General features: G+C 71.8%; 20 protein-coding genes. 7 read left to right on the top strand and 13 right to left on the bottom strand.

The genetic code is table 11. From position 1 onward, the window contains the following. The first annotated feature begins 31 nt into the window (after window positions 1-31). Together ACIRQ7_RS09250 and lnt are read left to right on the top strand one after the other, a co-directional pair. Window positions 32-514 carry a nuclear transport factor 2 family protein gene (locus tag ACIRQ7_RS09250; protein WP_404261138.1) on the top strand — a complete coding sequence of 161 codons (483 nt, stop codon included), beginning with the start codon at window positions 32-34 and terminating at the stop codon, window positions 512-514. A gap of 254 nt (window positions 515-768) precedes the next feature. Continuing rightward, window positions 769-2,298: an apolipoprotein N-acyltransferase gene (gene lnt / locus ACIRQ7_RS09255; protein ID WP_404261140.1), complete on the top strand. Its 1,530-nt coding sequence runs from the start codon at window positions 769-771 to the stop codon at window positions 2,296-2,298. On the opposite strand, the gene ACIRQ7_RS09260 is transcribed toward lnt, so the two are convergent. After that, on the bottom strand, window positions 2,270-3,175 hold the full coding sequence (locus ACIRQ7_RS09260) for a Gfo/Idh/MocA family protein (protein ID WP_401467977.1): 906 nt from the start codon (window positions 3,173-3,175) through the stop codon (window positions 2,270-2,272). The genes lnt and ACIRQ7_RS09260 overlap by 29 nt on opposite strands. Next, window positions 3,172-4,575, bottom strand: coding sequence for an FAD-dependent monooxygenase (locus tag ACIRQ7_RS09265; RefSeq protein WP_404261142.1), 1,404 nt, complete (start codon window positions 4,573-4,575; stop codon window positions 3,172-3,174). Before ACIRQ7_RS09265 ends, ACIRQ7_RS09260 begins: the two co-directional genes overlap by 4 nt. Before the next feature lie 122 nt (window positions 4,576-4,697). Between ACIRQ7_RS09265 and ACIRQ7_RS09270 the strand changes: the two genes are divergently transcribed. Both ACIRQ7_RS09270 and ACIRQ7_RS09275 read left to right on the top strand, forming a co-directional pair. Continuing rightward, window positions 4,698-5,297, top strand: coding sequence for a TetR/AcrR family transcriptional regulator (locus ACIRQ7_RS09270; protein ID WP_404261144.1), 600 nt, complete (start codon window positions 4,698-4,700; stop codon window positions 5,295-5,297). Between the two features lie 544 nt (window positions 5,298-5,841). Beyond that, complete coding sequence (locus ACIRQ7_RS09275; RefSeq protein ID WP_404261145.1) at window positions 5,842-5,970, top strand: hypothetical protein; 129 nt, start codon at window positions 5,842-5,844, stop codon at window positions 5,968-5,970. Window positions 5,971-5,990: 20 nt separating this feature from the next. Here ACIRQ7_RS09275 and ACIRQ7_RS09280 read toward each other — a convergent pair whose 3' ends face one another. From ACIRQ7_RS09280 to ACIRQ7_RS09305, 6 genes are all read right to left on the bottom strand, one after another. Next, window positions 5,991-6,467 (bottom strand): hypothetical protein, encoded by a 477-nt coding sequence (locus ACIRQ7_RS09280; RefSeq protein WP_404261366.1) that lies wholly within the window; start codon window positions 6,465-6,467, stop codon window positions 5,991-5,993. Between the two features lie 173 nt (window positions 6,468-6,640). Then, a complete protein-coding gene (locus ACIRQ7_RS09285) occupies window positions 6,641-7,309 on the bottom strand; it encodes a uracil-DNA glycosylase (protein WP_401469228.1) in 669 nt (222 codons plus the stop codon). 191 nt (window positions 7,310-7,500) lie between these two features. Further along, the gene (locus tag ACIRQ7_RS09290) at window positions 7,501-8,271 is read right to left on the bottom strand and encodes an SDR family oxidoreductase (RefSeq protein WP_404261147.1); all 771 of its coding nucleotides are present in this window, start codon (window positions 8,269-8,271) and stop codon (window positions 7,501-7,503) included. A 29-nt stretch (window positions 8,272-8,300) separates the two neighbouring features. Then, entirely contained in the window at window positions 8,301-9,062 is a 762-nt protein-coding gene (gene fabG, locus ACIRQ7_RS09295) for a 3-oxoacyl-ACP reductase FabG (protein WP_401467963.1), read from the bottom strand. Between the two features lie 266 nt (window positions 9,063-9,328). Beyond that, window positions 9,329-9,724 (bottom strand): DUF3037 domain-containing protein, encoded by a 396-nt coding sequence (locus ACIRQ7_RS09300; protein ID WP_401467960.1) that lies wholly within the window; start codon window positions 9,722-9,724, stop codon window positions 9,329-9,331. Then, entirely contained in the window at window positions 9,721-10,545 is an 825-nt protein-coding gene (locus ACIRQ7_RS09305; RefSeq protein ID WP_404261148.1) for a HipA family kinase, read from the bottom strand. Before ACIRQ7_RS09305 ends, ACIRQ7_RS09300 begins: the two co-directional genes overlap by 4 nt. 825 nt (window positions 10,546-11,370) lie before the next feature. On the opposite strand from ACIRQ7_RS09305, the gene ACIRQ7_RS09310 reads away from it, so the two are divergent. Then, window positions 11,371-13,665, top strand: coding sequence for a PQQ-binding-like beta-propeller repeat protein (locus ACIRQ7_RS09310; protein WP_404261149.1), 2,295 nt, complete (start codon window positions 11,371-11,373; stop codon window positions 13,663-13,665). 234 nt (window positions 13,666-13,899) lie between these two features. On the opposite strand, the gene ACIRQ7_RS09315 is transcribed toward ACIRQ7_RS09310, so the two are convergent. From ACIRQ7_RS09315 to ACIRQ7_RS09330, 4 genes are all read right to left on the bottom strand, one after another. Continuing rightward, complete coding sequence (locus ACIRQ7_RS09315) at window positions 13,900-14,619, bottom strand: hypothetical protein (protein ID WP_404261150.1); 720 nt, start codon at window positions 14,617-14,619, stop codon at window positions 13,900-13,902. Further along, window positions 14,616-15,809: a tryptophan 7-halogenase gene (locus ACIRQ7_RS09320; RefSeq protein WP_404261151.1), complete on the bottom strand. Its 1,194-nt coding sequence runs from the start codon at window positions 15,807-15,809 to the stop codon at window positions 14,616-14,618. The genes ACIRQ7_RS09315 and ACIRQ7_RS09320 overlap by 4 nt, the downstream gene beginning before the upstream one ends. Next, entirely contained in the window at window positions 15,806-17,791 is a 1,986-nt protein-coding gene (locus ACIRQ7_RS09325) for a LodA/GoxA family CTQ-dependent oxidase (protein ID WP_404261153.1), read from the bottom strand. The genes ACIRQ7_RS09320 and ACIRQ7_RS09325 overlap by 4 nt, the downstream gene beginning before the upstream one ends. A 413-nt stretch (window positions 17,792-18,204) precedes the next feature. Then, complete coding sequence (locus ACIRQ7_RS09330; RefSeq protein ID WP_404261368.1) at window positions 18,205-19,122, bottom strand: endo-beta-N-acetylglucosaminidase H; 918 nt, start codon at window positions 19,120-19,122, stop codon at window positions 18,205-18,207. A 482-nt stretch (window positions 19,123-19,604) separates the two neighbouring features. Between ACIRQ7_RS09330 and ACIRQ7_RS09335 the strand changes: the two genes are divergently transcribed. Beyond that, window positions 19,605-22,286: an AAA family ATPase gene (locus ACIRQ7_RS09335; RefSeq protein WP_404261154.1), complete on the top strand. Its 2,682-nt coding sequence runs from the start codon at window positions 19,605-19,607 to the stop codon at window positions 22,284-22,286. A 224-nt stretch (window positions 22,287-22,510) separates the two neighbouring features. After that, on the top strand, window positions 22,511-22,909 hold the full coding sequence (locus tag ACIRQ7_RS09340) for a helix-turn-helix transcriptional regulator (protein WP_404261156.1): 399 nt from the start codon (window positions 22,511-22,513) through the stop codon (window positions 22,907-22,909). A 40-nt stretch (window positions 22,910-22,949) separates the two neighbouring features. Here the strand turns inward: ACIRQ7_RS09340 and ACIRQ7_RS09345 are convergent, their stop codons facing one another. Continuing rightward, window positions 22,950-23,978, bottom strand: coding sequence for a JmjC domain-containing protein (locus ACIRQ7_RS09345; RefSeq protein ID WP_404261158.1), 1,029 nt, complete (start codon window positions 23,976-23,978; stop codon window positions 22,950-22,952). Between the last annotated feature and the right edge of the window lie 175 nt (window positions 23,979-24,153).

Consider the following 24,153-nt stretch of genomic DNA (forward strand, 5'->3'; position numbering starts at 1 on the left):
CGGGGACCTCCGTATGCCGAAAACTGAGGCGATGACGCAGCGCGCGGAACACTCGACTGTCATGGACCGCCTCGCGATCGACGATCTGATCACCGGCTACGCCATCGCCGTGGACGACGGCGACTGGCCCGGCTACCGGGCCCTGTTCACCGAGGACGGCCGGGCCGACTACCGCTCCGCCGGCGGGATCGAGGGCAGCACGGAGGAGATCGCCGTCTGGCTTGCCGACATGCTCAGCCACTTCTCCGTACGCCAGCACCTCGTCGTCAACCGCCGCATCACCGTCGGCGCGCGCGACGGCGCCCCCGGCGACACGGCCGCGATCCAGGCCGACTACCTCAACCCGATGCGACTCGCCCGCCCCGGAACGGATACCGGACACGGCCCGACGGCCCCCGACTACACCTGCGCCGGCCGCTACGACTTCGCCGCCCGCCGCACCACCGACGGCTGGCGGCTGACCGGTGTCGTGGTCCACGAGAAGTGGCGCGAAGTGCTGCCCGCGACGGACTAGGACGCGTCCGAAGAGTCCCTTCGTCCACCCGGAAGGCGGGACCCGCGGCGTCCGGCGGGTGCCCCCGCAAGGCGGAGGGTCTTCCCGATACGACCGCTCCGCGACCCGGCGCGCAGGACCGGAATCGGCCGTATATCCCGGACACCCTGATGCACCCTGTCCTTGATCGGCCCGGCCGCGCACACTGACCCTCCGGCCGGTCGAACCGACCGGAACCCGCAGCCCACGGCAAGGCCCGGCCCGAGGGAGACCGTATGCACAGACCGCCCGACCACCGGGCACGGTGGCTCCGCTCCGCCTGGGCGCGGGGAGCGGCCGCGGCGCTCGCCGGGGCCCTGCCGGCGCTCGCCTTTCCCGCACCGTCCTGGTGGTGGCTGGCCTACGTCGCCCTCGTGCCCTGGCTGCTGCTGGTGCGGTCGGCGACGACCAACGGGCGGGCGGCGCTGGACGGCTGGCTGGGCGGCGCCGGCTTCATGCTGGCCGTCCACCACTGGCTGCTGCCGAGCCTGCACGTCTTCATCCTCGTGCTGGCCCTGCTGCTCGGCGCGCTGTGGGCACCGTGGGGGCTGCTGGTGCGCGCGATGCTGCGCGGGTCGCCGGGCGCGGGGCGGTGTGCCGCCTCGCTGGTGGTGTTGCCATCGGGCTGGTTGATGGTCGAACTGGCCCGCTCCTGGGAATACTTGGGCGGCCCCTGGGGGCTGCTGGGCGCCAGCCAGTGGCAGCTGCCGCCCGCCCTGCGGCTCGCCTCGATCGGCGGGGTATGGCTGCTGACCCTGCTGATCGTGGCGGTGAACACCGCGCTGGCCCAGCTGATCGCCCGCCCGCCGGTCCGGCTCCCGGCCGTCGCCGGACTCCTGGTGTGCGCACTCGCCGGCACCGTCGCCTGGTACTGGGCGCCGGCGCCGCGGCCCGCCGGAACGGTCCGGATCGCCGTCGTCCAGCCCGGTCTCGACGGCGGCCCCGAGGGGCGGCTGGCGCGCAGCGAGGCGCTGACCCGCACCCTGGCGGGCCGCGGGGTGCGGCTGGTGGTCTGGGGCGAGAGCAGCCTCTATCAGGACCCGGCCGACCACCCCGAGCTCGCCGCCCGGCTCGCCGCGCTGTCCCGGCAAACCGGCGCCGACCTCCTGGTCAACACCGACGCGACACGCGCCGGACGGCCGGGGATCTACAAGAGCGCGGTGCTGATCGGGCCGCACGGGCCGACCGGCGACCGCTACGCCAAGATGCGGCTGGTGCCCTTCGGCGAGTACATACCGGCGAGATCCGTGCTCGGCTGGGCGACACGGGTGGGCAAGGCCGCCACCACCGACCGGAAGCGCGGCACCCACCAGGTGCTGATGCCGGTCACGACGGCGGGCGGACTGCCCATCGGGCCACTGGTCTGTTTCGAGACGGCGTTTCCCGACATGAGCCGCCGGCTGGCGCGGGACGGCGCCCGGGTGCTGGTCGCCCAGTCCTCGACCTCGACGTTCCAGAACAGCTGGGCGCCGGACCAGCACGCCTCACTGGCCGCGCTGCGCGCCGCGGAGACCTGGCGGCCGATGGTGCACGCCACGCTCACCGGCGTCAGCACGGTGTACGGGCCGCGCGGCGAGCCGGTCGGCGAGCGGCTGGGCACCGACCGCAGCGCGGCGGCCGTCTACGACCTGCCGCTGGCCGAGGGCACCAGCCCGTACACCCGCTACGGCGACTGGGCGCTGCACGGCGCGATGGCCACGCTCGTGGTGGCCGGCGTCCTCGTCGGGGTGCGGGCGCTCAGGCGGCCTGCGCGAGCGCTTCGGTGACCACGCGTTCACACAGTTCGTGGGTGCGCAGCGCGTCCTCCGCGGACGGCCGGCGGCCGGCCCGGACATCGTCGAGGAAGGCGAGGACGATCTGCTCGATGCCGCGCTGGCGGGCGACCGGCACCCAGTCGCCGCGGCGCCGCACGCTCGGCTGCCCCTTGTGGTCGATGACCTCGGCGAGGTTGACGACCTGACGCCTGGTGTCCTGCCCGGAGACGTCGAGGATCTCCTCCGTGGAGCCGCTCAGGCGGTTCATGGTGCCGATCGCGGTGAAACCGTCGCCGGACAGCTGCAGCACGACATGCTGCATCAGCCCCTCGCGGATCCGGGCGCGCACATCGACATGCTCGATGTCGCCGGGGACGAGGTAGCGCAGGGTGTCGACGACGTGGATGAAGTCGTCCAGCACCAGGGTGCGCGGGTCCTCGGGCAGGCCGATGCGGTTCTTCTGCATCAGGATCAGCTCACGGGGGTGCTCGCGGCACTGGCTGTATCCGGGCGCGAAACGGCGGTTGAAACCGACGGTGAGGCCCACCCCGCGGTCCTCGGCGAGCCGCACGATGCGCGCGGATTCGGCCAGTTCGTAGGAGATCGGCTTGTCGACATACGTCGGTACGCCTGCCTCGATGAGCCGGGTCACGATCTCGGGGTGCACGGCGGTCGGCGCGTGCACGAAGGCGGCGTCCAGGCCTTGGGACAGCAGCGAGTCCAGGTCGGTGTGGAGCCGGCCGCCGGTCAGCCGGTGGGTGTCGCCGACCCGTTGGAGGGTGGCCGGGGTGCGGGTCTGCAGATGCAGTTCGACGCCGGGCTGGGCGCCCAGTACGGGCAGATACGCCTTCTGGGCGATATCTCCGAGTCCGATGCAGCCGACCTTCACTCGTTCTCCTTGGGTAGTACCGCGGCCCTGGCGCCCCGCGTGCCGGAAGCACCGGAAGCATACGTGGCGGCGGGCGGCCGCCAGTCGGCGATGCCGTCGAGGCTCCGCAGCGCGAGATCCGGTGCGCAACGCGCCGTCAGGGCCATCGCGGCGGCGCGCAGCGCGCAGGCCGGCCGGGACCGCACGGCGGAGAGCCGGGCGATCCGCTCGGACCGGCGCACCACGTCCATGGTGCGCGGCAGCCGGCGGCGGGTGTAGGCGGCGAGCGCGGCGCCGAGATCGGCGTCCGGCGCCGCCTCGTACGCCAGCACGACGGCGTCCTCGATGGCCTGGCAGCCGCCCTGGCCGAGGTGGGGCGCCATGGGGTGGACGGCGTCGCCGAGGAGGGCGACCCGTCCGTGATGAAAGGCGGGTGGCGGTGCGGCGGCGGTCGCCACGTCGTTGCGCAGCACGGCGGCCGGGTCGACGGCGGCCAGCAGTGCGGGCACGGGGTGGTGCCAGTGACCGAAGCGGCGCAGCAGTTCGGCGCGTTCGTCGTCGGGTGCCCGTCCGCCGGGGGGAACGGTGGCGGTGGCGTAGGCGTAGACCCGACCGTCGTGCAGCGGGAAGGAGCCCCACAGGCCACCGGGGCCCCAGGTTTCGTGCGCCGTATACGGGCGGGCGGGCGCGGGCACGACGAAGCGCCATGCGGTGCACCCGGCGTAGCGGGGCTCGGGGTGACCGGGGAAGACGGCCCGGCGGACTGCGGAGTGGATCCCGTCGGCGGCCACGACGAGGTCCGCGGTGAGTTCGGAGGTCCGGGCGGCGGTGAGTTCGGGTGTCCGGGCGGCAGCCGGGGCGGAGGCCCGGCCGGCGGGCCGGTCGGCGGGCCGGTCGGCTGTCCGGTCGGCGGCTCTCAGGGAGTCGCCCTCTCCTCCCCTGCCGCCCCGGAGGCCGTCACCCGAGGCACCCGTGTCGCCCGTGACGCGCACGCGCGCCGGGCGGTCGTCCCGAGCCGGGTCGCCCGCCTCCACGAGCGCGGCGGTCACTCCGGTGCGTACGGCTCCTTCGGGCAGCCGGTCCGCGAGCAAGGCGACGAGGTCGGCGCGGTGGGCCACGACGACCGGGTCGCCGAAGCGCCGGACGGCCGCGGCATTGTCCGTACGGGCCAGCCGACGGCCGCTCGGGAGGCGCATCTCCCCGGCGGCCTGCCAGGCGGCCATGGCGCGTACCGCGTCGCCCGCGCCGAGGGTGTCGAGGGCGCGCTGGGCGTTCGGCGCGAGCCCGATGCCTGCGCCGACCGGTTCCAGAGCGGCGGCGCGCTCCAGGACGGTGACCGACCAGCCGCGGCGCTCCAGTGCCACCGCGGCGGTGAGCCCGCCGATCCCGCCGCCGATGACGATCGCGGTGCGCTGCCGCATGCTGCCTCCATAGCCGCTCGATGGCTCACCCTCGGTGCTTGCGCGGCCCACTCCCGACGCCTCACTACACCTGTAGTCCCCACGGTACTACAGGTGTAGTCGACGAGGTAGGCTCGGCTGCCATGAACGCCCGCAGCACCTCCCGTCATGAGCTGATCGCCGATGCCGCCCTGGCTCTACTCGCCGAGCGGGGAATGCGCGGGCTGACCCACCGCGCCGTCGACGAGGCGGCCGGGCTGCCGCAGGGCTCCACCTCCAATCTCGCCCGCACCCGCTCCGCCCTGCTGGAGACCGCGGCCTGGCGACTGGCCGAGCGGGAGGCCGCGGTGCTCACCCCGAACGAGCTGCCGGCCACACCCGACACCCGCGGGGGCGACGGCGCGGACGCGGTTGCCGACGCGCTCTCGCTCGCGCTGCACCGCTACCTCTCCCGGCACCGCCAACTGGTCGTCGCCCGCTACGAATTGGCCCTGGAGGCGACCCGCAGGCCCGAGCTGCGGGCCGTCTACGACCGGGCGGGCCGGGCCTTCCGCGAGCCGATGGCCGCGATGCTGGCGGCGGCCGGCTCGACCGAACCCGAGCGGCACACGCTCACCATGGTCGCGTGGTGCGACGGCATGCTGTTCTCCTGCACCGCGGGGCAGTTCCACGCCGCCGCGCCCTCCCTCGACGCGCTGCGCACCTCGTGCACGGAAGTTCTCCGCGGCGTCCTGGGCCGGTAGCGCCCCCATGCTCCGGACCCACCGCGCCGCCCGCCCCACCGGTCCGCGCATCACCTCCGCGCCCCTGGCCCCTGGCCCCTGCCGGATCCCGCACACCGATCACTCCTGTGGAGCCTTCCCAAGCGCCCGTGTGGCCAGGAGAGTTACGCACGTGCACCGAATGCCCACAGCAGCGGTCCTGGCGGTGGTGGTCGCGACGACCGCCACCGGCTGTATGACCGTCAACACCCGCCCGGCCCCCGCAGGCCCGCCCCGCCCCGTCCGCCCCGCCCCGTCCGCGGAGCCACCGGGCCCGCAGACCCCACCACGCGACACCCGCTCGTCGGTCGCGTCCCCACCACCGGCGGACCGCGCCCATAAGGACCCGCACCACAAACGGGCGGACGGGACAGGAAGCCGGCGGACGAGCCAGGTCCCGGCACAAGGCGAGCGAGGTGGTGGGGCGGCGGGACCACGGCCCGCGCCTGCCGGCCGCCAGGGGGCCGACGCCAACGACCGGCGGACCGACCGGCCCGCGGGCCAGGACCGGGCCAAAACCCCTCGGGTGCCGCGTATCGGAGGGATGCCCGCCGTCCCGAGCGGTACCGATATCTGTGCGCTGGGCCGGGCCTACGGGCACTGGCAGCGCGATGACGCGGCACAGCAGGTCTGTGGCGCTTCCTACGGCAACTGACCCGCTTCCGCCCCCGGGCTCTACGGCAAGGGGCCGGCCGAGCCTTCGAGGCGCAGCTCCAGGCGGTCGATGGCTTCTCTGAGCCCCTGGCGGTATTCCCCGTCCGCGAGGGCGTTGGCCGAGGCGCGGGCCCGCACCAGCTGGGCCCGCGCCTCGGCCCTCCGGTCGAGGCCGGCGTAGTCCGTCGCGAGGTTGAGGTGAAGTGAGGGGAAGAAGGCCCGCAGGGCGACGAGGGGGTGGCGGGGGCCGGGGCCGTCGGCGACGCTCGTCGCGCCGGGAGCCGCACCGGTGTCGTCGGTGCGCTCGGTGACGAAGCCCTCGGCCGCCTCCAGAGCCCTCAGGTCCCAGTCGAGTTCATCCTTGGGGTCGTCCTGGGTGTCGGCCATGTAGTGGGCGAGGGTGCAGCGGTGGAAGGCGTCCCCCTGCGGCCCGATCTCGTGCCACAGCTGCGAGAGACGGTTCCGGGCCTCTTCCCGGTCTCCGGCGCGATGCAACATGATCGCCTGCCCGATCCGGGTCAGCACACGGTCCTCGGGCGCCTGCTCCCGCTGCTCTTCCGCCACCGCGCACTTCCCGCCTTCGCTCACCGCCGCCGCCACTGCCGTCCCCCCGACGCTAACCGCCGACGGGAACCTGCGCGCGGTATGCGCGACGCGCCCGGGGGCGGGGCTCAGCCCAGGTCAGGGATGCGCCAGTCGATCGGGGTGTGGCCCTGGGCGGCGACCGCCTCGTTGATCTGGGTGAAGGGGTGGGAGCCGAAGAACTTCTTCGCCGACAGCGGGGAGGGGTGGGCGCCCTGCACCACGGCATGCCGCTCCTCGTCGATCAGCGGCAGCTTCTTCTTGGCGTAATTCCCCCACAGCACGAAGACCGCCGGGTCGGGCCGGGCGGCGACGGCGCGGATCACGGCGTCGGTGACCTTCTCCCAGCCCTTGGCCTTGTGTGAATTGGCCTCGCCCTCGCGGACGGTGAGAACGGCGTTCAGCAACAGCACGCCCTGCCGGGCCCATGGCATCAGATAGCCGTTGTCCGGAACCGGGTGGCCCAGCTCTTCCTGCATTTCCTTGTAGATGTTCCGCAGCGACGGCGGTGTCTTGACGCCGGGCCGCACGGAGAAGCACAGGCCGTGGCCCTGTCCGGCGCCGTGATACGGGTCCTGCCCGAGGATCAGCACCTTCACCTGGTCGTAGGGCGTCGCCTCCAGCGCCGCGAAGACCTCCTCGCGGGGCGGGTAGACCGGGCCCCGGGCCCGCTCCTGCTCGACGAAGTCGGTGAGCTCCTTGAAATAGGGCTTCTCCAGCTCCTCGCCGAGGACCCCGCGCCACGATGCGGGCAGCATGTCGGTCACCACGTCAACAACCTCCGGTGTACGTTCCGTTCTCACTCACAGAACCTACCGGCGACCACTGACAACGCGGCCCGCGGGACGGTCGGGCGAACCGGGGAGGCGGAACGGCCCGGCCGCGCCCTGGGTGCCGGTCCCGCCGGACCGGCACCACTCCCCCGCAGCGTGCCGGGGCCGGGCGGGCGTCAGACGCCGGCGTTGAGGAACAGACCGCCGTCGACGACCAGCGTCTGACCGGTGACCCAGCCCGAGGCGTCGGACAGCAGGAAGGCCGCGGCCCCGCCGATGTCCTCCGGGACGCCGAGCCGTGCCATCGGGTAGCCGGCCGCCGCCTCCTCCTCGCGGTTCTCGTACAGCGCCGCCGCGAACTTCGTCTTCACGACGGCGGGCGCGATGGAGTTGACCCGTACCACCGGCGCGAACTCGTGGGCGAGCTGCAGCGAAAGGTTCACCATCGCCGCCTTGCTCATGCCGTAGGCACCGATGAAGGGCGAGGCGTTGATACCGGCGATGGAGGCGATGTTGACGATCGCGCCGCCGTTGTCCTTCTGCCATGCGTGCCAGGTGCGCTGCGCGAAGCCGAGAGCCGAGACGACGTTGGTCTCGAAGACCTTGCGCGCGACATTGAGATCGAGGTCGGCGATGGGGCCGAACACCGGGTTCGTACCGGCATTGTTGACCAGGTAGTCGACGCGGCCGAAGGTCTCCATCGCGCGCTCGACGGCGACGGCCTGGTGTGCCTCGTCGTGCGCCTTGCCGGCGACGCCGATCACCCGGTCGGCGCCGAGCTTCTCGACGGCCTCCTTGAGGGCGTCCTCGTTGCGGCCGGTGATGACGACCCGGTCGCCGCGGGCGACCAGCGCCTGGGCGATGCCGTAGCCGATGCCCCGGCTTGCGCCGGTGACGAGTGCCGCCTTGCCCGAGAGCTCGGGGAGCGGGCTGTCCTGCTGGGTCATGTCCTGTACTCCTGAAGTCGGTGGGGCGGTCAGTTGAGCGGGCCGCCGGCGACGTACATGACCTGGCCGGACACGAAGCCGGCCGCCTCGCCGGTGAAGAAGGCGATGGCGTTGGCGATGTCGTCGGGCCGGCCGACGCGCTGCACGGGGATCTGGGTGGCGGCTGCGGCCTGGAAGTCCTCGAAGCCCATGCCGACGCGCTCGGCGGTGGCGGCCGTCATGTCGGTGACGATGAAACCGGGGGCGACGGCGTTGGCGGTGACGCCGAACTTGCCGAGCTCGATGGCCAGGGTCTTGGTGAAGCCCTGCAGACCGGCCTTCGCCGCCGAGTAGTTGACCTGGCCGCGGTTGCCGAGCGCCGAGCTGGAGGAGAGGTTGACGATCCGGCCGAACTTGGCGTCCACCATGTGCTTCTGGCAGGCCTTCGACATCAGGAACGCGCCGCGCAGGTGCACGTTCATGACCGTGTCCCAGTCGGTCTCGCTCATCTTGAACAGCAGGTTGTCGCGGAGCACGCCCGCGTTGTTGACGAGGACGGTCGGCGCGCCCAGCTCGGCGGCGACCCGCGCGACCGCCGCCTCCACCTGCGCCGCGTCGGAGACGTCGGCGCCTACGGCGATGGCCTTGCCGCCGGCCGACGTGATCTTCTCAACGGTGTCCTTGCAGGCCGCCTCGTCGAGGTCGATCACTGCGACGGCGCGGCCCTCGGCGGCCAGGCGGACGGCGGTGGCCGCGCCGATACCGCGGGCTCCGCCCGTGACGATGGCGACGCGCTGCTCGGTGGTGGACATGCGGGTTCTCCTCACCCTCGAAACCTCGACAAGCGGTCCGCCGCACCGATTCCGAAGGTGAGCAACCGCTTAGTAGCTTCAGCAGGGCTGACGCTAGAAGCCCGGCCACCCGCTGTCAACGCCCCACCGGCGCGCCATCGCCCACCTCACCTGCGAGGCGAACCGCGACACCCCGCGAACCCGCCACCGGCGCGTGGCTCCACAACGCGCCGGGGCGGACCGGCACCCACGCCGACCCGCCCCGGAACCCCGCACACCTTCCCCTCTCAGCGCACGAGCAGCTCCAGCAGCCGCTCCGCCTCGCCCGCGGGGTCGGCGGTCAGGCCGGAGTGCACCGGCCCCGGCTGGACGATCGTGCTGCGCGGCGCGATCAGCCAGCGGAAACGGCGCCCCACGTCGTCCCCGGCCGCCTGCCCGGCCCGCGCACCGCCCTCGCAGATGCCCTCGACGGCGCCGAGCGCGGCGCGTACCCCGGCCACGTCGACGGACGGGTCCAGGGCCAGCAGCCGCGCCTCGTCCAAATGCGTACGCGCTTCCACGAAGCGCCTGGCATGGCAGTACACGACCACACCGGCATTGATCATCTCGCCGCGCTCGACCCGCGGGACGACCTTCAGCAGGGCGTACTCGAAAACATCGCGACCGTTGTGCAGACCGCTCACTTCACTGCCCTCCGCGGCATCTTGCCCGCCAGCCACTCGGGCGCCTGCGAGGGCTGGTCCCTGCTCGGCGCCCCGATGGTGATGTGGTCGCTGATCGTCCCGGCGCGGGCCAGCAGCGTGGTCACATACCGGCGGCGCAGCTCGTCCGGCGAGTCGAAACCGGGCTCCGCGGCCAGCCATTCGTCCGGGACGTCGGCCGCGATCTCGGTCAGCAGTTCCTCGGTGACGCGCGGCGCCAGCTCGGCGGCCGCCGCCGCGACATCCGGACCGAAGGTGGCGAGCACATGGTCGGAGGCGTCGTACGGCTTGGCCGCTGACTTCTCGGCACCCGGCCAGTTGTGGTGCCAGATCATCGCGGCACCGTGGTCGATCAGCCACAGTTCGCCGTGCCAGACCAGCAGGTTGGGATTGCGCCAGGACCGGTCGACGTTGTTGATCAGCGCGTCGAACCACACCACACGGCCCGCCTCCTGTGCCCCGACCTCGAAGGCCAGCGGGTCGAAACCGAGCGATCCAGGAAGGTAGTCCATCCCCAGATTCAGGCCACCACTGGCCTTGAGGAGCTCCTGGACCTCCTGGTCGGGCTCGCTGAGCCCGATGACCGGATCCAGCTGCATCTGGACCAGATCGGGCACCCGCAGACCGAGCCGGCGCCCCAACTGCCCGCAGATGATCTCCGCGACCAGAGTCTTGCGTCCCTGTCCCGCGCCGGTGAACTTCATGATGTAGGTACCCAGGTCGTCGGCCTCGACGATTCCCGGGAGCGATCCACCCTCACGCAGGGGCGTGACGTAGCGGGTCGCTGTGACTTCGGTCAGCATTTTCCCAGGCTATCCGACCCAGTGGCCTAACAATCCATAATTAACTCCGGCCCCGCACAGCCGGCGAATCCGCCGCGATCAGCCCTGGGGAGAAGGGGGGATTTTCTCCTGGCACGGTGGATCCTCTTTCCTCTCGAGCAGTCCGTCGAGAGCGGAGCGGCCCTTGCTTCCAGCTTCCGGCATGAAGTGAGCACACCAACCGAGCGTGACAGGCGGCGAGGAGTGCCCGAGCCACCGCGCCGCAGTCACCACGGACTCAACCCCCTCCAGCCTCATCGAGGCGTAGATGTGCCGCAGAACGTGGAATCCGTCCTTCGGCGCCGCCTCCCATTGCCACGGCTTCGCCCCCTTGAGGCGCGGCGGATAAAGCCGGCCTCGGCCGGCGCGGGCTTCCCTGTGTAGGTGTTCCACGTGTTCACGGCCACGGCGTTACCGAAGCGCGTAGTGAGAACAAGGGAGAAGTTCCTTCAGGCGCCGGCGCGAATCCGGGCCGGTGGGCCAGGCCGTCACTCACCGGTCCAGCCTGCGGCGCACCGCCACGTCCACAGCAACCGCCATTCTCGACGAGAGGGCTGAGCCTTCTCGTAGTCCACGGTCGTGTCGGCACAGGTGAAGGCGGGCTCGCGCAGCGTGCCTCGCTCCTTGGCGGCGCATCTCCGCGGAGGCGGAGCCCACTTGGCCCTGCGCGGAGTCGACGCCATCCGGAACGCGTCCTGTTCGTCGCCCGCTGTGCTCTGCTGTACTGCCCTGCGGCTAATTTGTGTGCAGGACAGGTACGCGGGTTCAGGGTGGCAGAGGTGCACGGGGAACTGGAGGTCGGGAAGAGTGTCGCTGCGCGCAGGTGATCCAGCCGAAATCGGCGGTTATCCGCTGGAGGCGCGACTCGGCTCGGGCGGCATGGGCACGGTCTTTCTGGCCCGTACGAGTTCGGGCCGTCCTGTCGCCATCAAACTGATCCACCAGCAGTTCGCGGCGGACGACGAGTTCCGCATCCGCTTCCGGCAGGAGGTGGCGGCGGCGAGGCAGGTGAGTGGCGCGTTCACCGCCGCCGTGGTCGACGCTGCCCCTGAGGCCGAGCAGCCGTGGATGGCGACGACCTACATCCAGGGGCCCACGCTTGCCCGGCGCATCGCCATGAAAGGCCCGCTGAGCGGAGCCGAGCTGAGGAGGCTCGCCATCGGGCTGGCCGAGGCGCTGCGGGACATTCACCGGGTGGGGGTCGTCCACCGTGACCTGAAGCCCTCGAACGTCGTGCTCTCGCCCGAGGGCCCACGCGTCATCGACTTCGGCATTTCCCGCGCCGTGGACCAGCAGACGCTGACGATGACAGGGCGGGTCATCGGTACGCCGCCCTTCATGTCGCCGGAGCAGTTGCAGGCGCCGCGCGATGTGGGGCCGCGGTCCGATGTCTTCTCGCTGGGGGCGCTGCTGGCCTACTCGGCGACGGGCCAAGGGCCCTTCGACGCGGAGAGCCCATACATCGTTGCGTACCAGGTGGTGCACAGGGAGCCGTCCCTGGAGGACGTGCCGGTGGCCTTGCGCACGGTCGTCGAGTCATGCCTGGCCAAGGAGCCCAACGGGCGCCCCTCCGCGGACGAACTCCTCGTACTGCTACGGGACCTGCCGGCCGACCTCAGCGAGATCGAGGCGAGTGGAGTCGGCCCGGGCCGCACCCGCGACACGGTCACCGAGCATCACTTCGCGACGCCGGCCACTCCCCCGCCGGCCACTCCCCCGCCGGCCACCTCGGCGCCCGCCACCCCGGCGCCGGCCGCCCCGACCACCACCCCGGCCGGTCCCGATACGGGGAGCGCCGACGCCTCCACCGGCCGCCGATTGCGTCCCCGATGGAGTCCCGTGTTCGCCGCCGCGGTCGCGGTCACGGTGGCAGCGATCGGTGGAGGAGTCGCCGCACTGACAGCGGGCGGCTTCGAGGGGAACACCGACGGCGGCAAGGGCAACAGCCGTGCCGTGCCGGGTGCCGCACTTCCGGACGGCTTCAAGCCGTGGCACAAGGCCGTGCCCGGCGGTCGCCCGGACATCCCCGACGAGCTGCGTTGCATCGCGCACGGCGACGCGCTGTTCTGCGGGGGCGGCAGCGTTGTCGCGACCCGTATCAGGGCCAGGGACGGCTCGCGGGTGTGGACGGCGAAGAGCCCCGGCGTCCCCGTCAACGGCATGCACCTGGTGGGCGCCACCGACAACACGGTGCTCGGTTACCGCTTCGCCGCCCAGGACGCCCCTCAGGACCCTCCCAGCGAGGTGGTGGCCATCGACGCCGACAACGGACGGGAGCTGTGGTCCGCGCCGTCCGGCGCCCAGTCGACGGCCGTCACAGGCCGGACCCAGGACGCCGTCGTGGTCGGTTCCGACGTCGTGACGGTCGACGCCTCCAACTCCCGCTTCGAGGCCCGCAACGCGCACAGCGGTCAGGTCACATGGACGACGCCATTCCCTGCGGGTACGCAGTGCGCTCCCGTCCCGATGGGCACACAGCTCGTCGCGATGTGCGCGACGGATGCGGAGGTGGATGCCTTGGCGGTGCGCCACCCCACCCTGTACCGGGTCGACCGCGCCTCGGGGACGCTGGGCAGGCCCATCGCGGTCAACGGCCCCGCCGTGCCGATGGGTGTCGCCAACGGCAGGCTCGTATTCCTGCAGATCCATATGGGGGGAACGGATCTGGACCGCTACAACAGGGTGGCACGGGTCGACCCGGCCTCGCGGAGGGTCACGTACTCCCGACTGGCCAAGACATACGTGGGGACGCCCGGCATGGCGGACAGCACCGTCTACGTGAGCGGGCAGACCGGTCTCGTCACCGCACTCGACCCCGCGACCGGCCGGAAGAAGTGGTCACGGCAGACTGGCGTGGAGGGCGCGTCGGGCCCTGTCGCGGGAGCCGACGCACTGTATTTCAGCTCGGCCACCGGCCGGGTGGTCGCGCTGTCGCCGCACGATGGCAAACCCCTGTGGACAACAGATCCGCAGGCCGATGGGTTGACGGGCCAGCAGGGCTCAAGCCCACGTGTGACTCTTGCAGGGCGTGCGGTGATCGTGGCCGCGGCCAGGAACACTCTCTTCGCTTTCGACGCGCAGAAGCCGCCGAAGTCGGGCTGACCCGGTAACTGGACGGCAGCAGGGCTGACGCACGGCTCCCGCCCCGGCTCGGGGCCCTCGGCACTCCCGCTGACCCCGGCCCTCAGAACGAAGTGGCGGGGCCGCGTCCTTGGTCGGTGGTTCTACGGTGACGGCATGGCGAGCCGCCACCAGGCGCCGAGGCCGGGGCGCCCGCCATGCGCGGCTACGAGCGGGACGGACGGTGTGGTGCGGTGCGGCGCCCGGTGGTCGTGGTTACTTGGTGTTGAGGCTGGTGTGGTTCCACCAGCCTTGGCGGCCGGCGGTGAAGGTGACCTCGCGGGTTCCGATCAGGCCGTCGTAGGGCTTGCCCTTCACCAGGGGGCTCGTCTTGACGACGCCTTTCGGGTCCTTGACGGCAGGGATGGTGACGGGGGTGGCGTGGTCGAGGTCGCTCTGCTGGAAGCCGGCGGGCTGGGTGGTGGTGATGACCTCGTCCCAGTTCGGCGGGGCGGCGAGCTGGTGGGCGAGGTGGACCTCGGAGCCCTGGCCGAAGGCGAGGTAGGTGAGGTGGTCGGGGTACTCGGTGGCGTCGAGTGGCCTGTAGTGGACGACGTCCTGCTTGCGGCAGGTGGCGGTGGTCTCGTCGAGGATCTTGGTGAAGGTGCGCTTGCCGGTGCTGTCGACGGTCACCCGCTCGAGTTCCACGGGCAGCGAGTGGCGGGTGCCGTCGACGATCTCCTGGAGGGGCCAGTGGCCCTCGGAAAAGAGGGAGTAGTACACCTGCTGGTCCTCGTGGTTCGCGAGGTCGTTGAGGTACTTCTTCCGCAGGCTCCCGTCCAGGCCGAACTTGTTGATCATCTGGAAGGCGTGGACGGGGACGTGGTAGAGCCCGAGGTGGTAGGCGAAGATCGTCTCGGTGCCGATGAGCAGGAACCGGTGGCCGTGGCGAGGGGCGTCGGCGTCGGACATGGAGAGGACGTCGGTGGTGGTCATGCGGGCACTCCTGGGGAGGGGATCGGGTCGGGTCGGGTGTTCGGTCGGGCGTCGGCGTGATCCGGCGCGCCGGTGGTGTGGCGCCGGCGCCAGAAGGCGTGCCGGGGCCATCGGTGTTCGAGGCCGTAGAAGGTGCGCCGGTTGCGCAGGTGGGCGGCGGTGATCGTGTCGAGTTCGGTGGCGTAGCGGGTGAGGGCGGTGCGGTCGCCGCCGAGATGGTCGTGGACCGCCTGGCCGGCCCGCATGCCGGTGTACAGGGCGGTGAGGATGCCCTGTGACGACAGCGGGTCGAAGGCCGCGGCGGCGTCGCCGGCGGCGATCCACCCGACGCCGTGGACCGCGTCCAGGCGGACGGTGTGGGCGGGCGCGCGCCGTACGGCGGCGGCCGGCCACGGGTGCGCGGACACCCGGGCGGCGGTGTGGCGGGTGCGCGCCACCTCGGTGAGCAGGCTGGTGCCGTCCGTCCGGGCTCCCGGCAGGTCCGCGTCGGTGTACCGGGCGAGCAGCCGGTGGCCGGCGGGCAGCAGCGCTGTGTACCACCAGCCGTCCGGCGCGGCCTCCACGAGGGTCGAGGCATCCGGAGTCGGCGTGGTCGACGGGGGCAGGGTCAGGCAGAGCGCGACCAGCCGGTCGTGGACCACCCGGCGGGCGCCGGCCGCGGTGGCCAGACCCGCTCGACGGCCGGTGGCGTCGACCAGCCAGCGGCAGCACACGGTGCGCCGCTCGCGGGGGCCGCGCAGTTCCACGGTCCAGGTGCCGTCGCCGGAGCGGCCGGCGGGGCGGGCCGTGGTGCGCTCGGCCACGTCAGTGCCGAAGATGCGGGCGCGCTCGCGCAGTTCCCGGTCGAAGCGGCTCCGGTCGAGGTGCCAGCCGTGGCCGTGCGGGTCGAGGATGCTGTCCTGGGCGGCGAGGCCGTCCGAGCCCCAGACCGACAGGTTCGCGAAGCAGGGCAGGTGGTGGCGCTCGTCGAGGACGTCCAGCGTGCCGAGGTCGCGGAGAAGGACCCGGGCGGCGGCCGGGAGCGCCTCACCGACGGGCGGCGGTCCGGTGGCGGCGTCGGCGAGCAGGACGGTGCGGCCGGCGCGGCCCAGTGCCAGTGCGGCGGCGGCCCCGGCCGGGCCGCCGCCGGCGACCACCACGTCGTACGCGGGCGCGGCGGCCGCCCGGTGACCGGTGTGGTCCACCGTCACGAAGGGCCCTCGTGGCGGCCGGTGCCGTTGGCGGCGTCCTCCCCGAAGGGGTCGAGCTTGTCGATGTAGCCGACGGTGATGTGCTCGGGGGCGAGGCCGATGTCCTCGGCGAGGGCGTCGAGGGCCGCGCCCCGGGCGTCGACGTCGGCAGCGGCGGCCTCCGGTACGTGCAGGGTGACCAGGTTCCGGTCGTCCGGGACCCCTTCGAGGGCGAAGCCGGGCACCGACTCGACCTGGACGTGCGGCGGGTACTTGTTGTCGCCGACGGTGTAGTGGCGGGTCTCCACGACGCCGAAGCGGTGCCACTCCGCGGCGGCCTGCTTCAACTGGTCCTTGTAGGTGCCGCGCAGGCCCCGCAGCCAGGAGGCCCGGTTGGTGAACGCCGCCTCGCGCTCGTCCTCCGAAGGGGTCAGTCCGCCCTCCTTGTTGACGATCCGGAAGTCGCGCTCGGTCAGCACGTGGTTGGGCACCCGGGCAGGCCAGAAGGTCGGCAGGTGGGGGTCGTACCGGGGGCCCAGGCCGGCGGTGGACTCGTAGCCGGAGCGGCAGCTGGCGGTGTCCGTCTGCCAGGGGATGGCCATCCACCGGGTCAGACCGCCCGGACCCTGCGCGTGCAGGGGGCCATCGGCGGCCAGCGCCTTCTGGGGAGTGAGCTCCGCGCCGTAGTCGGGCTCGGCCTGTCCTTCGGCCCGGTGCAGGATGCGGAACGGTTCGGCGAACATCGTCGCGTGCCGGATCGGCCAGGTCACCTCGCAGCCGGGGTGGAAGGCGTCGGCGAGGCAGAAGTCGAGGGCGGCGCGGTCCAGGAGTCCGGGCTGCTCGGCGACGGGCGCGTCCTCCAGACGGCGCGGGAAGCCGGGCCACGGGGTGTCGACGAAGTCGCCGTCGGACCACTTGCGCAGCATGTCCATCTGGAGGGCCGACAGGGTCAGGTACTGCCGCGGTGACTTGGGGCGGCTGGCCATGCCGTCGCCGTAGAACCACGGCCAGGTCATCGGCGCCAGTCCGTCGCGCTCGTAGTCGCGCATGGCGGTGTACACCTGGCGGCGCAGCTCGCGGTAGGTGGTGCCGGGCTTGGAGAGGCGGCGCAGCATCTCGGTGGTGGTGAAGTCCTCCGGGCCGGCGCAGCCGAAGTGGGTGGCGAAGCCCTTGTTGACCCACTGCAGGTCGCTGAAGCGCCGCAGGAGGGGTTCGATGTGGTGGTGGAAGGACACCGGGGCGGGCCGCGGCAGTTGGCCGTTGCCGACGAAGACGTCGAGGAGCAGGTCGTGGACGGTGCGCACGGTCTTGATGTCCGGTGCGTAGTTGGGCGGGCCCACCACGACCCAGGCGGGTCTGACCTCGATGCGGCGGCCGTCCAGGGTGAGCGTGGCGGTGACCGGGCCGTCCGAGATGTCGTCGTACCAACCGTTGTTGTTGCCGAAGGAGAGCAGTTCCTCGTTGTTCTTCGCGCCGGATCTGCCGGAGCCGCCGAGCACCACGAGCCGGCCGCGTTCGTCGGTGTGCATGCGGCCCAGCGGGACGGCGATGCCCTGGAAGGTGCCGCCGGTGAACTCCGCGCTCTGCCCGGTGCCGGCGCGCACCGTCTTGCGGCCGGGGTCGATGACGAGGCTGCGGCGGTCGATGCCCTTGTTGCGCCTCGGCGTGCTCTGGCCCTGCATGTCGGGGATGTCGAGGGCGAGCTTGAACTCGTACCAGGCGGCCTTCTGGTTCGCGACGTGGACGCCCCACTCGATCGCGACGGAGGAGTCGGTGGCGGTCAGCTCGCGTACGGGTTTGCCGGTGCTGTCGTAGCCGTAGAGGCGGAAGCGGGCCGCCTGGCGCTTGATGGCGCCGGTGCCGTCCTTGAGGGAGCCGGGCGGCATCGGGTCCGGGTCCGGCGTCTCGGGGCCGTAGTACCAGCCGTCGTCGCGGGTGCTGTTGCCCACCCGAGCCACTCCGATCGCGGGGTGGATTTTCGCGTAGGCTATGTCGTCGCTCATGGTGGTTGCGGGTTCCTTCCGGGACGGTGAAGGTCGCAGGGTCGTCGTGACGCGCCGGCGGGCGGCCGGATGACCGGGCGGCGAGGCGGCGGGCCGATACGGCAGCTCGCGGGCCGGGACCGGGCCCACGGTCGGCCGGGCGAGGGCGGCACCTCATTCAGATTCGCAGATTGCATACGATCCATCCTCCGTAAGACGGCTGTTCGTGTACGTCACCCGGATGGCGCGCGCCCGCCGTGTCGGTTGGTGACCGGCGGGCGCGAGTGCGGTGCGGGAGTGCGGTGCGGGAGTGCGACCGGTGACCCGCACCGCGCCTCCGACATCGTTGTCGAAGGCGCGGCCTGCGCGGGTCGCGGCTCTACGGGATGCGGCAGGCCCTGAGGGGGCACCGCGCACCGGTGCGTGCGGTCGCCTTACGGCGTGTAGACGGCGTCACTGCCGTACAGCTCCTTGGTGAACGCGGAGACATCGGCGCTGCGGTCGGTGCCGTCGAGGTTGTACGTCAGATAGACGCCGTACCCCTCGCTGACGGTGCGGCGGGCGAGGTCGGCGACCGTGCTCTGCGAGGTCCCGCCGATCTCGACGGCCGCCGGCGACAGCTTCGACTTGGGCAGTCCGATGCCGGGGACCTGCCAGGTGCCGTAGTACGGGTTCCAGGCGTAGTCGAACTTGGACGAGACGTCGACGCCGCCGTAGGAGAGGCGCGACGCGGCCGGGCCGATGTTGTAGAGGCTGATGATCTTGTCCGGCATGTTCGCGCGCAGCGCGGTCACCAGGTGCACGAACGAGCTGTCGTTGGGCTGGCCGGTGCCGTTGTTGCCGTACTCGGCGTACTCGTCGTCGAAGTCGATGCCGTCCAGGCCGTACTTGGCGACGGTGTCCGACAGCTCCTTCGCGAACGCCGAAGCCGCTTGCTGGGACGGGAAGTTGGCGAAGCCGGCGCCCTGGTGGTTGCCGAGTACCGAGAGGACGACCTTGATGCCCTTCTGCTGCAACGGCCGTATCTGGGTGGCGGCGTTGTCGAGGACGCGCTGCACGTTCTCGTTGAAGGACAGCTGCGCCGTCTTCGTGCCCGTGTCGTAGTTGATGTTCGCCGCGAAGATCACGGCGACGTCGAAGACGTTGCCGCCGCCGTTGGCGAGGGTGTACTTGCCGACGTTCAGCATGCTGTTGTTGTTCACCTCGACGTACGCCACCGAGGTCGGCCCCTGTTTCGCGGGTGCGGGGGCCGCTGCCGCACCGGTCGCGGCGGTCGCGCCGAAGGCGAGGGCCGCGACGGCCGAGAGAGCGAGCGCGGCCCTCCGCACTCTGCTCCGTACCGGAGTGAACATCATTGATCGGTCTCCCATCGCATAGGTCGGCGCCCGACCTGTTCGAAAGCGCCGAGTGAGCCCTCCGAGTTTTCCGCTCCTGTGACGGAATCCCGAGAGTCATGCCCGAATTCTTCACAGCCCCCACGCATGTCGCGCCACAACCCGGCTTTTGGGCGTGGGAGTTGGCGGATCCAGATATACGGTCGGCATGCGCCTCCGCCCTGGCCGGCCGGCCCGGGGCGGCCACCGAATCGCGGCCGGGCCCAGGAGCGTCCGATCTGATCCGATGCAGGCCGGCCCGTGCCCGTCGTCCGGCGAGTCCTGCGCGACAAGGTGGGCGGCGAGCGGCATGGTGAGGTACGCACGACTTCCGGCGTTCGCCCGGAGAGGCGAAAGTTGAGCATCCAAGTGAACGCGATGCGGTGAAACACGCATCAATACCTCTGAGCACGTTCATAAGGTCAGAAGTGGTGACTCGGAGGTCGATTCCCATGCCGGTCGTGGCCCGATACGCAGAGCAATTGGAGATCGACCGGTTGGTGTCCTCGGCGGCGGCCGGGCGCGGTGGCGCCGCGGTGGTGGCCGGGGAGGCGGGGATCGGCAAGTCGACGCTCATCGACACCGCGGTGGAGGCGCTGGACGAGTTCGCCGTGCTGCGGGCCGCCGGCACGGAGTTCGAGCAGGATCTTCTCTACGCGGCCCTGCACCAGTTGTGCGCCCCGGTCCTCGAACACCGCCTGGCGCTTCCCGCCGTACAACGCAGCGCGCTGGAGGCGGTGTTCGGTCTGGGCGCGCAGACCTCGCCCGATCCGTTGACCATCGGTCTCGCCGTGCTGGGGCTGCTGCGTGAGGTGGCGCAGGGGCAGCCGGTGTGCTGCGTGGTGGACGATGCCCAGTGGGTGGATGACGCTTCGCGGCAGGTGCTGGTCTTCGTGGCCCGGCGCGTGGCCACCGAGCGGATCGCGATGGTGTTCGCGGCGCGCGATGTCGGCTCGGTGCGCGGTCTCGCGGATCTTCCACGGTTGTCCCTCGCGGGGCTGGGCGACGAGGAAGCCCGGTCCGTGCTGGGGGCTGCGGCGCACACCCAGCCGGACAGCGAGGTGTTCGACCGGATCCTGGCCGAGGCACGCGGCAACCCTCTGGCGCTGCTGGAGTTCGCCCACCACGCGGAGCCGTTCGGAGTGCCGCGCCCCCGGCGCTCCCGGGCCGGCGTGGTGGATGCGCTGGAGGAACAGTTCGTCCGCCGTTTCCAGCGGTTACCGGAGGCCACCCGACCGCTGGTGGTACTGGCCGCGGCGGAACCGGTCGGTGATCTCGACCTGCTGAGACGTGCGGCGAAGCGTCTCGGGGTGGATACCGCGGGGCTCACGGTCGCGGAGGACGCCGGGCTCCTGGTCCTCGGGCCGCGGCTGCGCTTTCGGCATCCGCTGGTGCGGTCCGCGGTGTACGCGGCGGTCACCCCGGAAACGCGCCGCCGCGTGCACGGCGCTCTCGCCGAGGCCACCGCCTCGGGGACCGACCCGGACCGCAGGGCATGGCACCGGGCCCATGCGGTCGTCGAGGCCGACGAGGACGTGGCCGCGGAGCTGGAGGGTTCGGCCGATCGGGCCCGCCTGCGCGGCGGGTTCGCGGCGGCCGCAGCGTTCATGGAGCGAGCGGGGCAACTGACGCCGGACTGCGATCGCCGGATCGGACGGCTGCTCGCCGCGGCGCGGCTCCGGCTGCAGGCCGGGGCGCCGAACGCGGCCCGAGCACTCGTCGCCCGTGCCGAGGGCCTGCGGACGGACCACGGGCACGGCGCGGAGGCACGTCTGCTGCGGGCACGGATCGACTTCCAGTTGGCGCACAGTCCGGAGGCCACTGCCGAACTCATCGACGCCGTCGCGGAGTTGGCCCCTGACCAGGCACGGCAGACCTACCTGGAGGCGTTCGCGTCGTTCATGTACCACGAGAGCCGGCCCAGCCGTCTCAAGGAACTGGGGGCCCGCATCCGCCAACGGGCACCGCGCCGGAACTCCGCGCCACCGGGCGATCTGCTGCTCGACGCCTTGCTGGACCAGACCATGCTGCCCGTCGGTCAGGCGGTGCCCTCGATGCGCGGCGCGGCGGCCGCATGCCGTGCGGCTGCCCACTGGACGAGCCCGGGGCAGATGAACCTGCTCTGCCAACTCGTCATCGATCTGCGCGACGACGAGGCGATGGAGGAGGTCTCGGACCGTCAGGTGGAGGCGGCGCGCAACCAAGGTGCCCTCGCGGCTCTGCCGCAGGCACTGCGCTACCAGGGGATCGCCAGGATCACCGTCGGCCGGTTCGACGAGGCGGCCGCCATTCTCGCCGAGGCGCGAGCGGTCGACGAGGCGGCGGGCACGACCCCGCTCGTGGGGCCCGAACTCGTCCTCACCGGTTTCCGCGGCGACCTCGAACGGTACCGCGAGCTGGCGGAGTTGCTGGGGCGTGAGGGGCGGCCGTTCGAGACCGTCGGCGAGCACTATGCCAGGGCGGTGCTGCACAACGGCCTCGGCAACTACGAGGCCGCCCTGGACGCCGCACTGGCGGCCCAGCACCGGCACCAGTCCGGCTCGTACTCGATCTGGGCCGTCTACACCGAACTCGTCGAAGCCGCCGCGCGGGCCGGACGCCCCGAGGACGCCGCCGTGGCCATGGACCACCTGGAGGCCTTGGCCCATGCGAACCCGCTGCCATGGGCGGTGGCCGAGTGGCAGCAGGCACAGGCCCTGCTCGATCACGGCGGGGACCGCGACACTCTGCACCGGCAGGCCATCGACAACTTCGCCCGGACCAGGGCAGGCGTTCTGCACGCCCGCGCCCGGCTGACCTACGGGGAGTGGCTGCGCCGCGAGCACCGGCGCGCGGATGCCCGTGTCGAACTGCGGGCGGCGCACGACACGCTGTCACGCATGGGGGCCCGTGCCTTTGCCGAACGCGCCGCCCGGGAGCTGCGCGCCACCGGCGAACAGCCACGCCGGCCCTCCGAGGACTCGCTGGGCCACCTCACGGCCCAGGAGCGGCTCATCGCCGAGAAGGTCGCGGCCGGGGCGACGTCGAAAGAAGTGGGCGCCATGCTCTTCCTGAGCCCCCGTACCATCGATACCCACCTGCGCAACGTGTACCGGAAACTGGGCATCTCCTCGCGCCGCCGGCTGCGCGAGTTGCCCCTGTGACCGCCCGGAAGCGCAGTACGTAATCGCGTATGCGCCCCGGCTACGTAGTTCTCACCGACGCGGGAGCCCTTCTCGCCGCAGCATTGTCGGTACCACGATCAGGTACCGCTCCGGAAGCTAGGAACAGACTCGGTGATCAGAGGTCGTCACGCCACGCTGTCCCGTCCGCAATTCTCCGCCCGGCCGTCCGCCGCCCCTCCTCCGTCCGGGATCCGTCCGGTGAAATGCCGCAGCGCGCATTCACGGAGGACCAGTTGAACATCGGTCCCGGACAGTATCCGCAGGGAGATCAGCCGCCGTCGGGAAAACAGCATCAGCGCGGAACGGAAGAGAATGCGCCACCGCTCGATGAACGGCAACGCCGACTCATATCGCTGCTGGTGGCCGGACATACCGACGCCAGTGCGGCCCATCGGCTCGGGGTGAGTACGCGTACCGTGACCAATATCCTGCGCCTTTTGATGGACCGGCTGGGGGTCGACAATCGATTCCAGCTCGGTGTCGCCATCGGCTGCCGGATGCGGCCGCGCGCCGCGCCCTCTCCTCCGGCGCCCCGTGGCACGACCGCGCCATCGGGGCGCCGGCAGACGCCGTTCACCGCTCAGCGCTCCCGGGATCGCTGACCCGCACGCGCAAGCCGTAGTGGCGCGGAACGCCGCGCCACTACGGCTGCCGCCCGCCGCTGTCCCGTCCGGTTCCCTCGGGTGCGGTGGTCCCGGTCGGGCCTGTCTGCCCGGTCTGCTCGGCCTGCTCGGTCGCCGGCCAGGTCCGCGCCAGGTCGGCGAGCGACAGGGCCGTGGGCGGCACCGTCATCCCGTCCCTCCGGTGCTGTCGTGCGTGCGCCACCAAGGCCTCCGGGGTCATGCCCGCCAGTTGTCGGCGCGCGGTCTCCAGGAGCGTCTTCGCCGCGGCGGTGATCTCGTCGTCCGAGAGGGGCAGCGGGGCCGCGTCCACGGCGTCGTCGTCCGCGGCGCGCACGACGCAGTCCTGGAGGCGTCCGGACAGGTCGGCCACCCCGATCTCCCGTACGGCCAGGGACAGATGGGCGGACAGGCCGTCCTGTCCCACGGCCTGGTGGGCGAAGCCGCGGGGGATGTAGAGGACCTGTCCCGGGGTCAGGACGGTGTGGAACAGCTCCGCGGGCTGTTGTTCGTCGGACGTCACCCGGCCCGCGTGCCATGCGCCGCCGGCCGGTCCCTCGTGGACCTTCCAGCTCTTGCTTCCGGCCACCTGCACGATCAGCACGTCGCCGTCGTCCCGGTGCAGCGGCAGCCCCGCTTGTCCCGCGGGCGTCACGAAGGAGAACGCCTCGACCGCGCGGCCGAATTCGTCGGCGAGGGCGGCCAGCATGTCGCGGGTCGGCCCGTGCCACTGGTCGATGCAGCGCAGAAGCATGGTCGCCCCGTCGTGGACAAGGGCGCGGATCTTGACCGGGTCGGCGAACCCGGCCGGAGTCTCGCGCGCCACGGTCCTGGACGAGGTGAAGTCCGTGGCCGGGAGCCTCCGCCCGTCCAGCCACATTTCGATGTACGGCTCGCGGAAGTACCCACTGGCCAGCGCCGCGTCGATATCGGCGAGCGTGAACGGACTGGGAGCCGCGCCACCGGGGGTGAAGACGCCGGGGCGATGACGCCAGTACGGCCAGAAGGAGTGCGTATCGCCAACCAATTGTTCCAGTATCCGTGCCGTCATGAACGAACCGCACCTTCCCGGGAGTTGAATTCATGCGCTGCGCAGAAAGGTTCGCATTCACCGAAAGGCCCGCACGAGCGGAAGAGAGCGATCCCAGACGCATCGCCGCCCTGGACGCAGCACGACGACCCTAACGGAGATCAGAGGCGTTCGGGGTAGGGATTTCCGGATCCAG

The sequence above is a fragment of the Streptomyces sp. NPDC101393 genome, from assembly GCF_044767385.1.
GTDB lineage: Bacteria > Actinomycetota > Actinomycetes > Streptomycetales > Streptomycetaceae > Streptomyces.

Bases quoted from the DNA above. Each gene is read 5' to 3' on its own strand.
- ACIRQ7_RS09290 (WP_404261147.1), bottom strand. From the start codon at position 8,271: ATGACCCAGCAGGACAGCCCGCTCCCCGAGCTCTCGGGCAAGGCGGCA.
- fabG (WP_401467963.1), bottom strand. From the start codon at position 9,062: ATGTCCACCACCGAGCAGCGCGTCGCCATCGTCACGGGCGGAGCCCGC.
- ACIRQ7_RS09315 (WP_404261150.1), bottom strand. From the start codon at position 14,619: ATGACCACCACCGACGTCCTCTCCATGTCCGACGCCGACGCCCCTCGC.
- ACIRQ7_RS09250 (WP_404261138.1), top strand. From the start codon at position 32: ATGACGCAGCGCGCGGAACACTCGACTGTCATGGACCGCCTCGCGATC.
- ACIRQ7_RS09345 (WP_404261158.1), bottom strand. From the start codon at position 23,978: ATGACGGCACGGATACTGGAACAATTGGTTGGCGATACGCACTCCTTC.
- ACIRQ7_RS09340 (WP_404261156.1), top strand. From the start codon at position 22,511: ATGCCGCAGCGCGCATTCACGGAGGACCAGTTGAACATCGGTCCCGGA.
- ACIRQ7_RS09280 (WP_404261366.1), bottom strand. From the start codon at position 6,467: ATGTTGCATCGCGCCGGAGACCGGGAAGAGGCCCGGAACCGTCTCTCG.
- lnt (WP_404261140.1), top strand. From the start codon at position 769: ATGCACAGACCGCCCGACCACCGGGCACGGTGGCTCCGCTCCGCCTGG.
- ACIRQ7_RS09285 (WP_401469228.1), bottom strand. From the start codon at position 7,309: ATGCTGCCCGCATCGTGGCGCGGGGTCCTCGGCGAGGAGCTGGAGAAG.
- ACIRQ7_RS09330 (WP_404261368.1), bottom strand. From the start codon at position 19,122: ATGTTCACTCCGGTACGGAGCAGAGTGCGGAGGGCCGCGCTCGCTCTC.
- ACIRQ7_RS09270 (WP_404261144.1), top strand. From the start codon at position 4,698: ATGAACGCCCGCAGCACCTCCCGTCATGAGCTGATCGCCGATGCCGCC.
- ACIRQ7_RS09305 (WP_404261148.1), bottom strand. From the start codon at position 10,545: ATGCTGACCGAAGTCACAGCGACCCGCTACGTCACGCCCCTGCGTGAG.
- ACIRQ7_RS09265 (WP_404261142.1), bottom strand. From the start codon at position 4,575: ATGCGGCAGCGCACCGCGATCGTCATCGGCGGCGGGATCGGCGGGCTC.
- ACIRQ7_RS09325 (WP_404261153.1), bottom strand. From the start codon at position 17,791: ATGAGCGACGACATAGCCTACGCGAAAATCCACCCCGCGATCGGAGTG.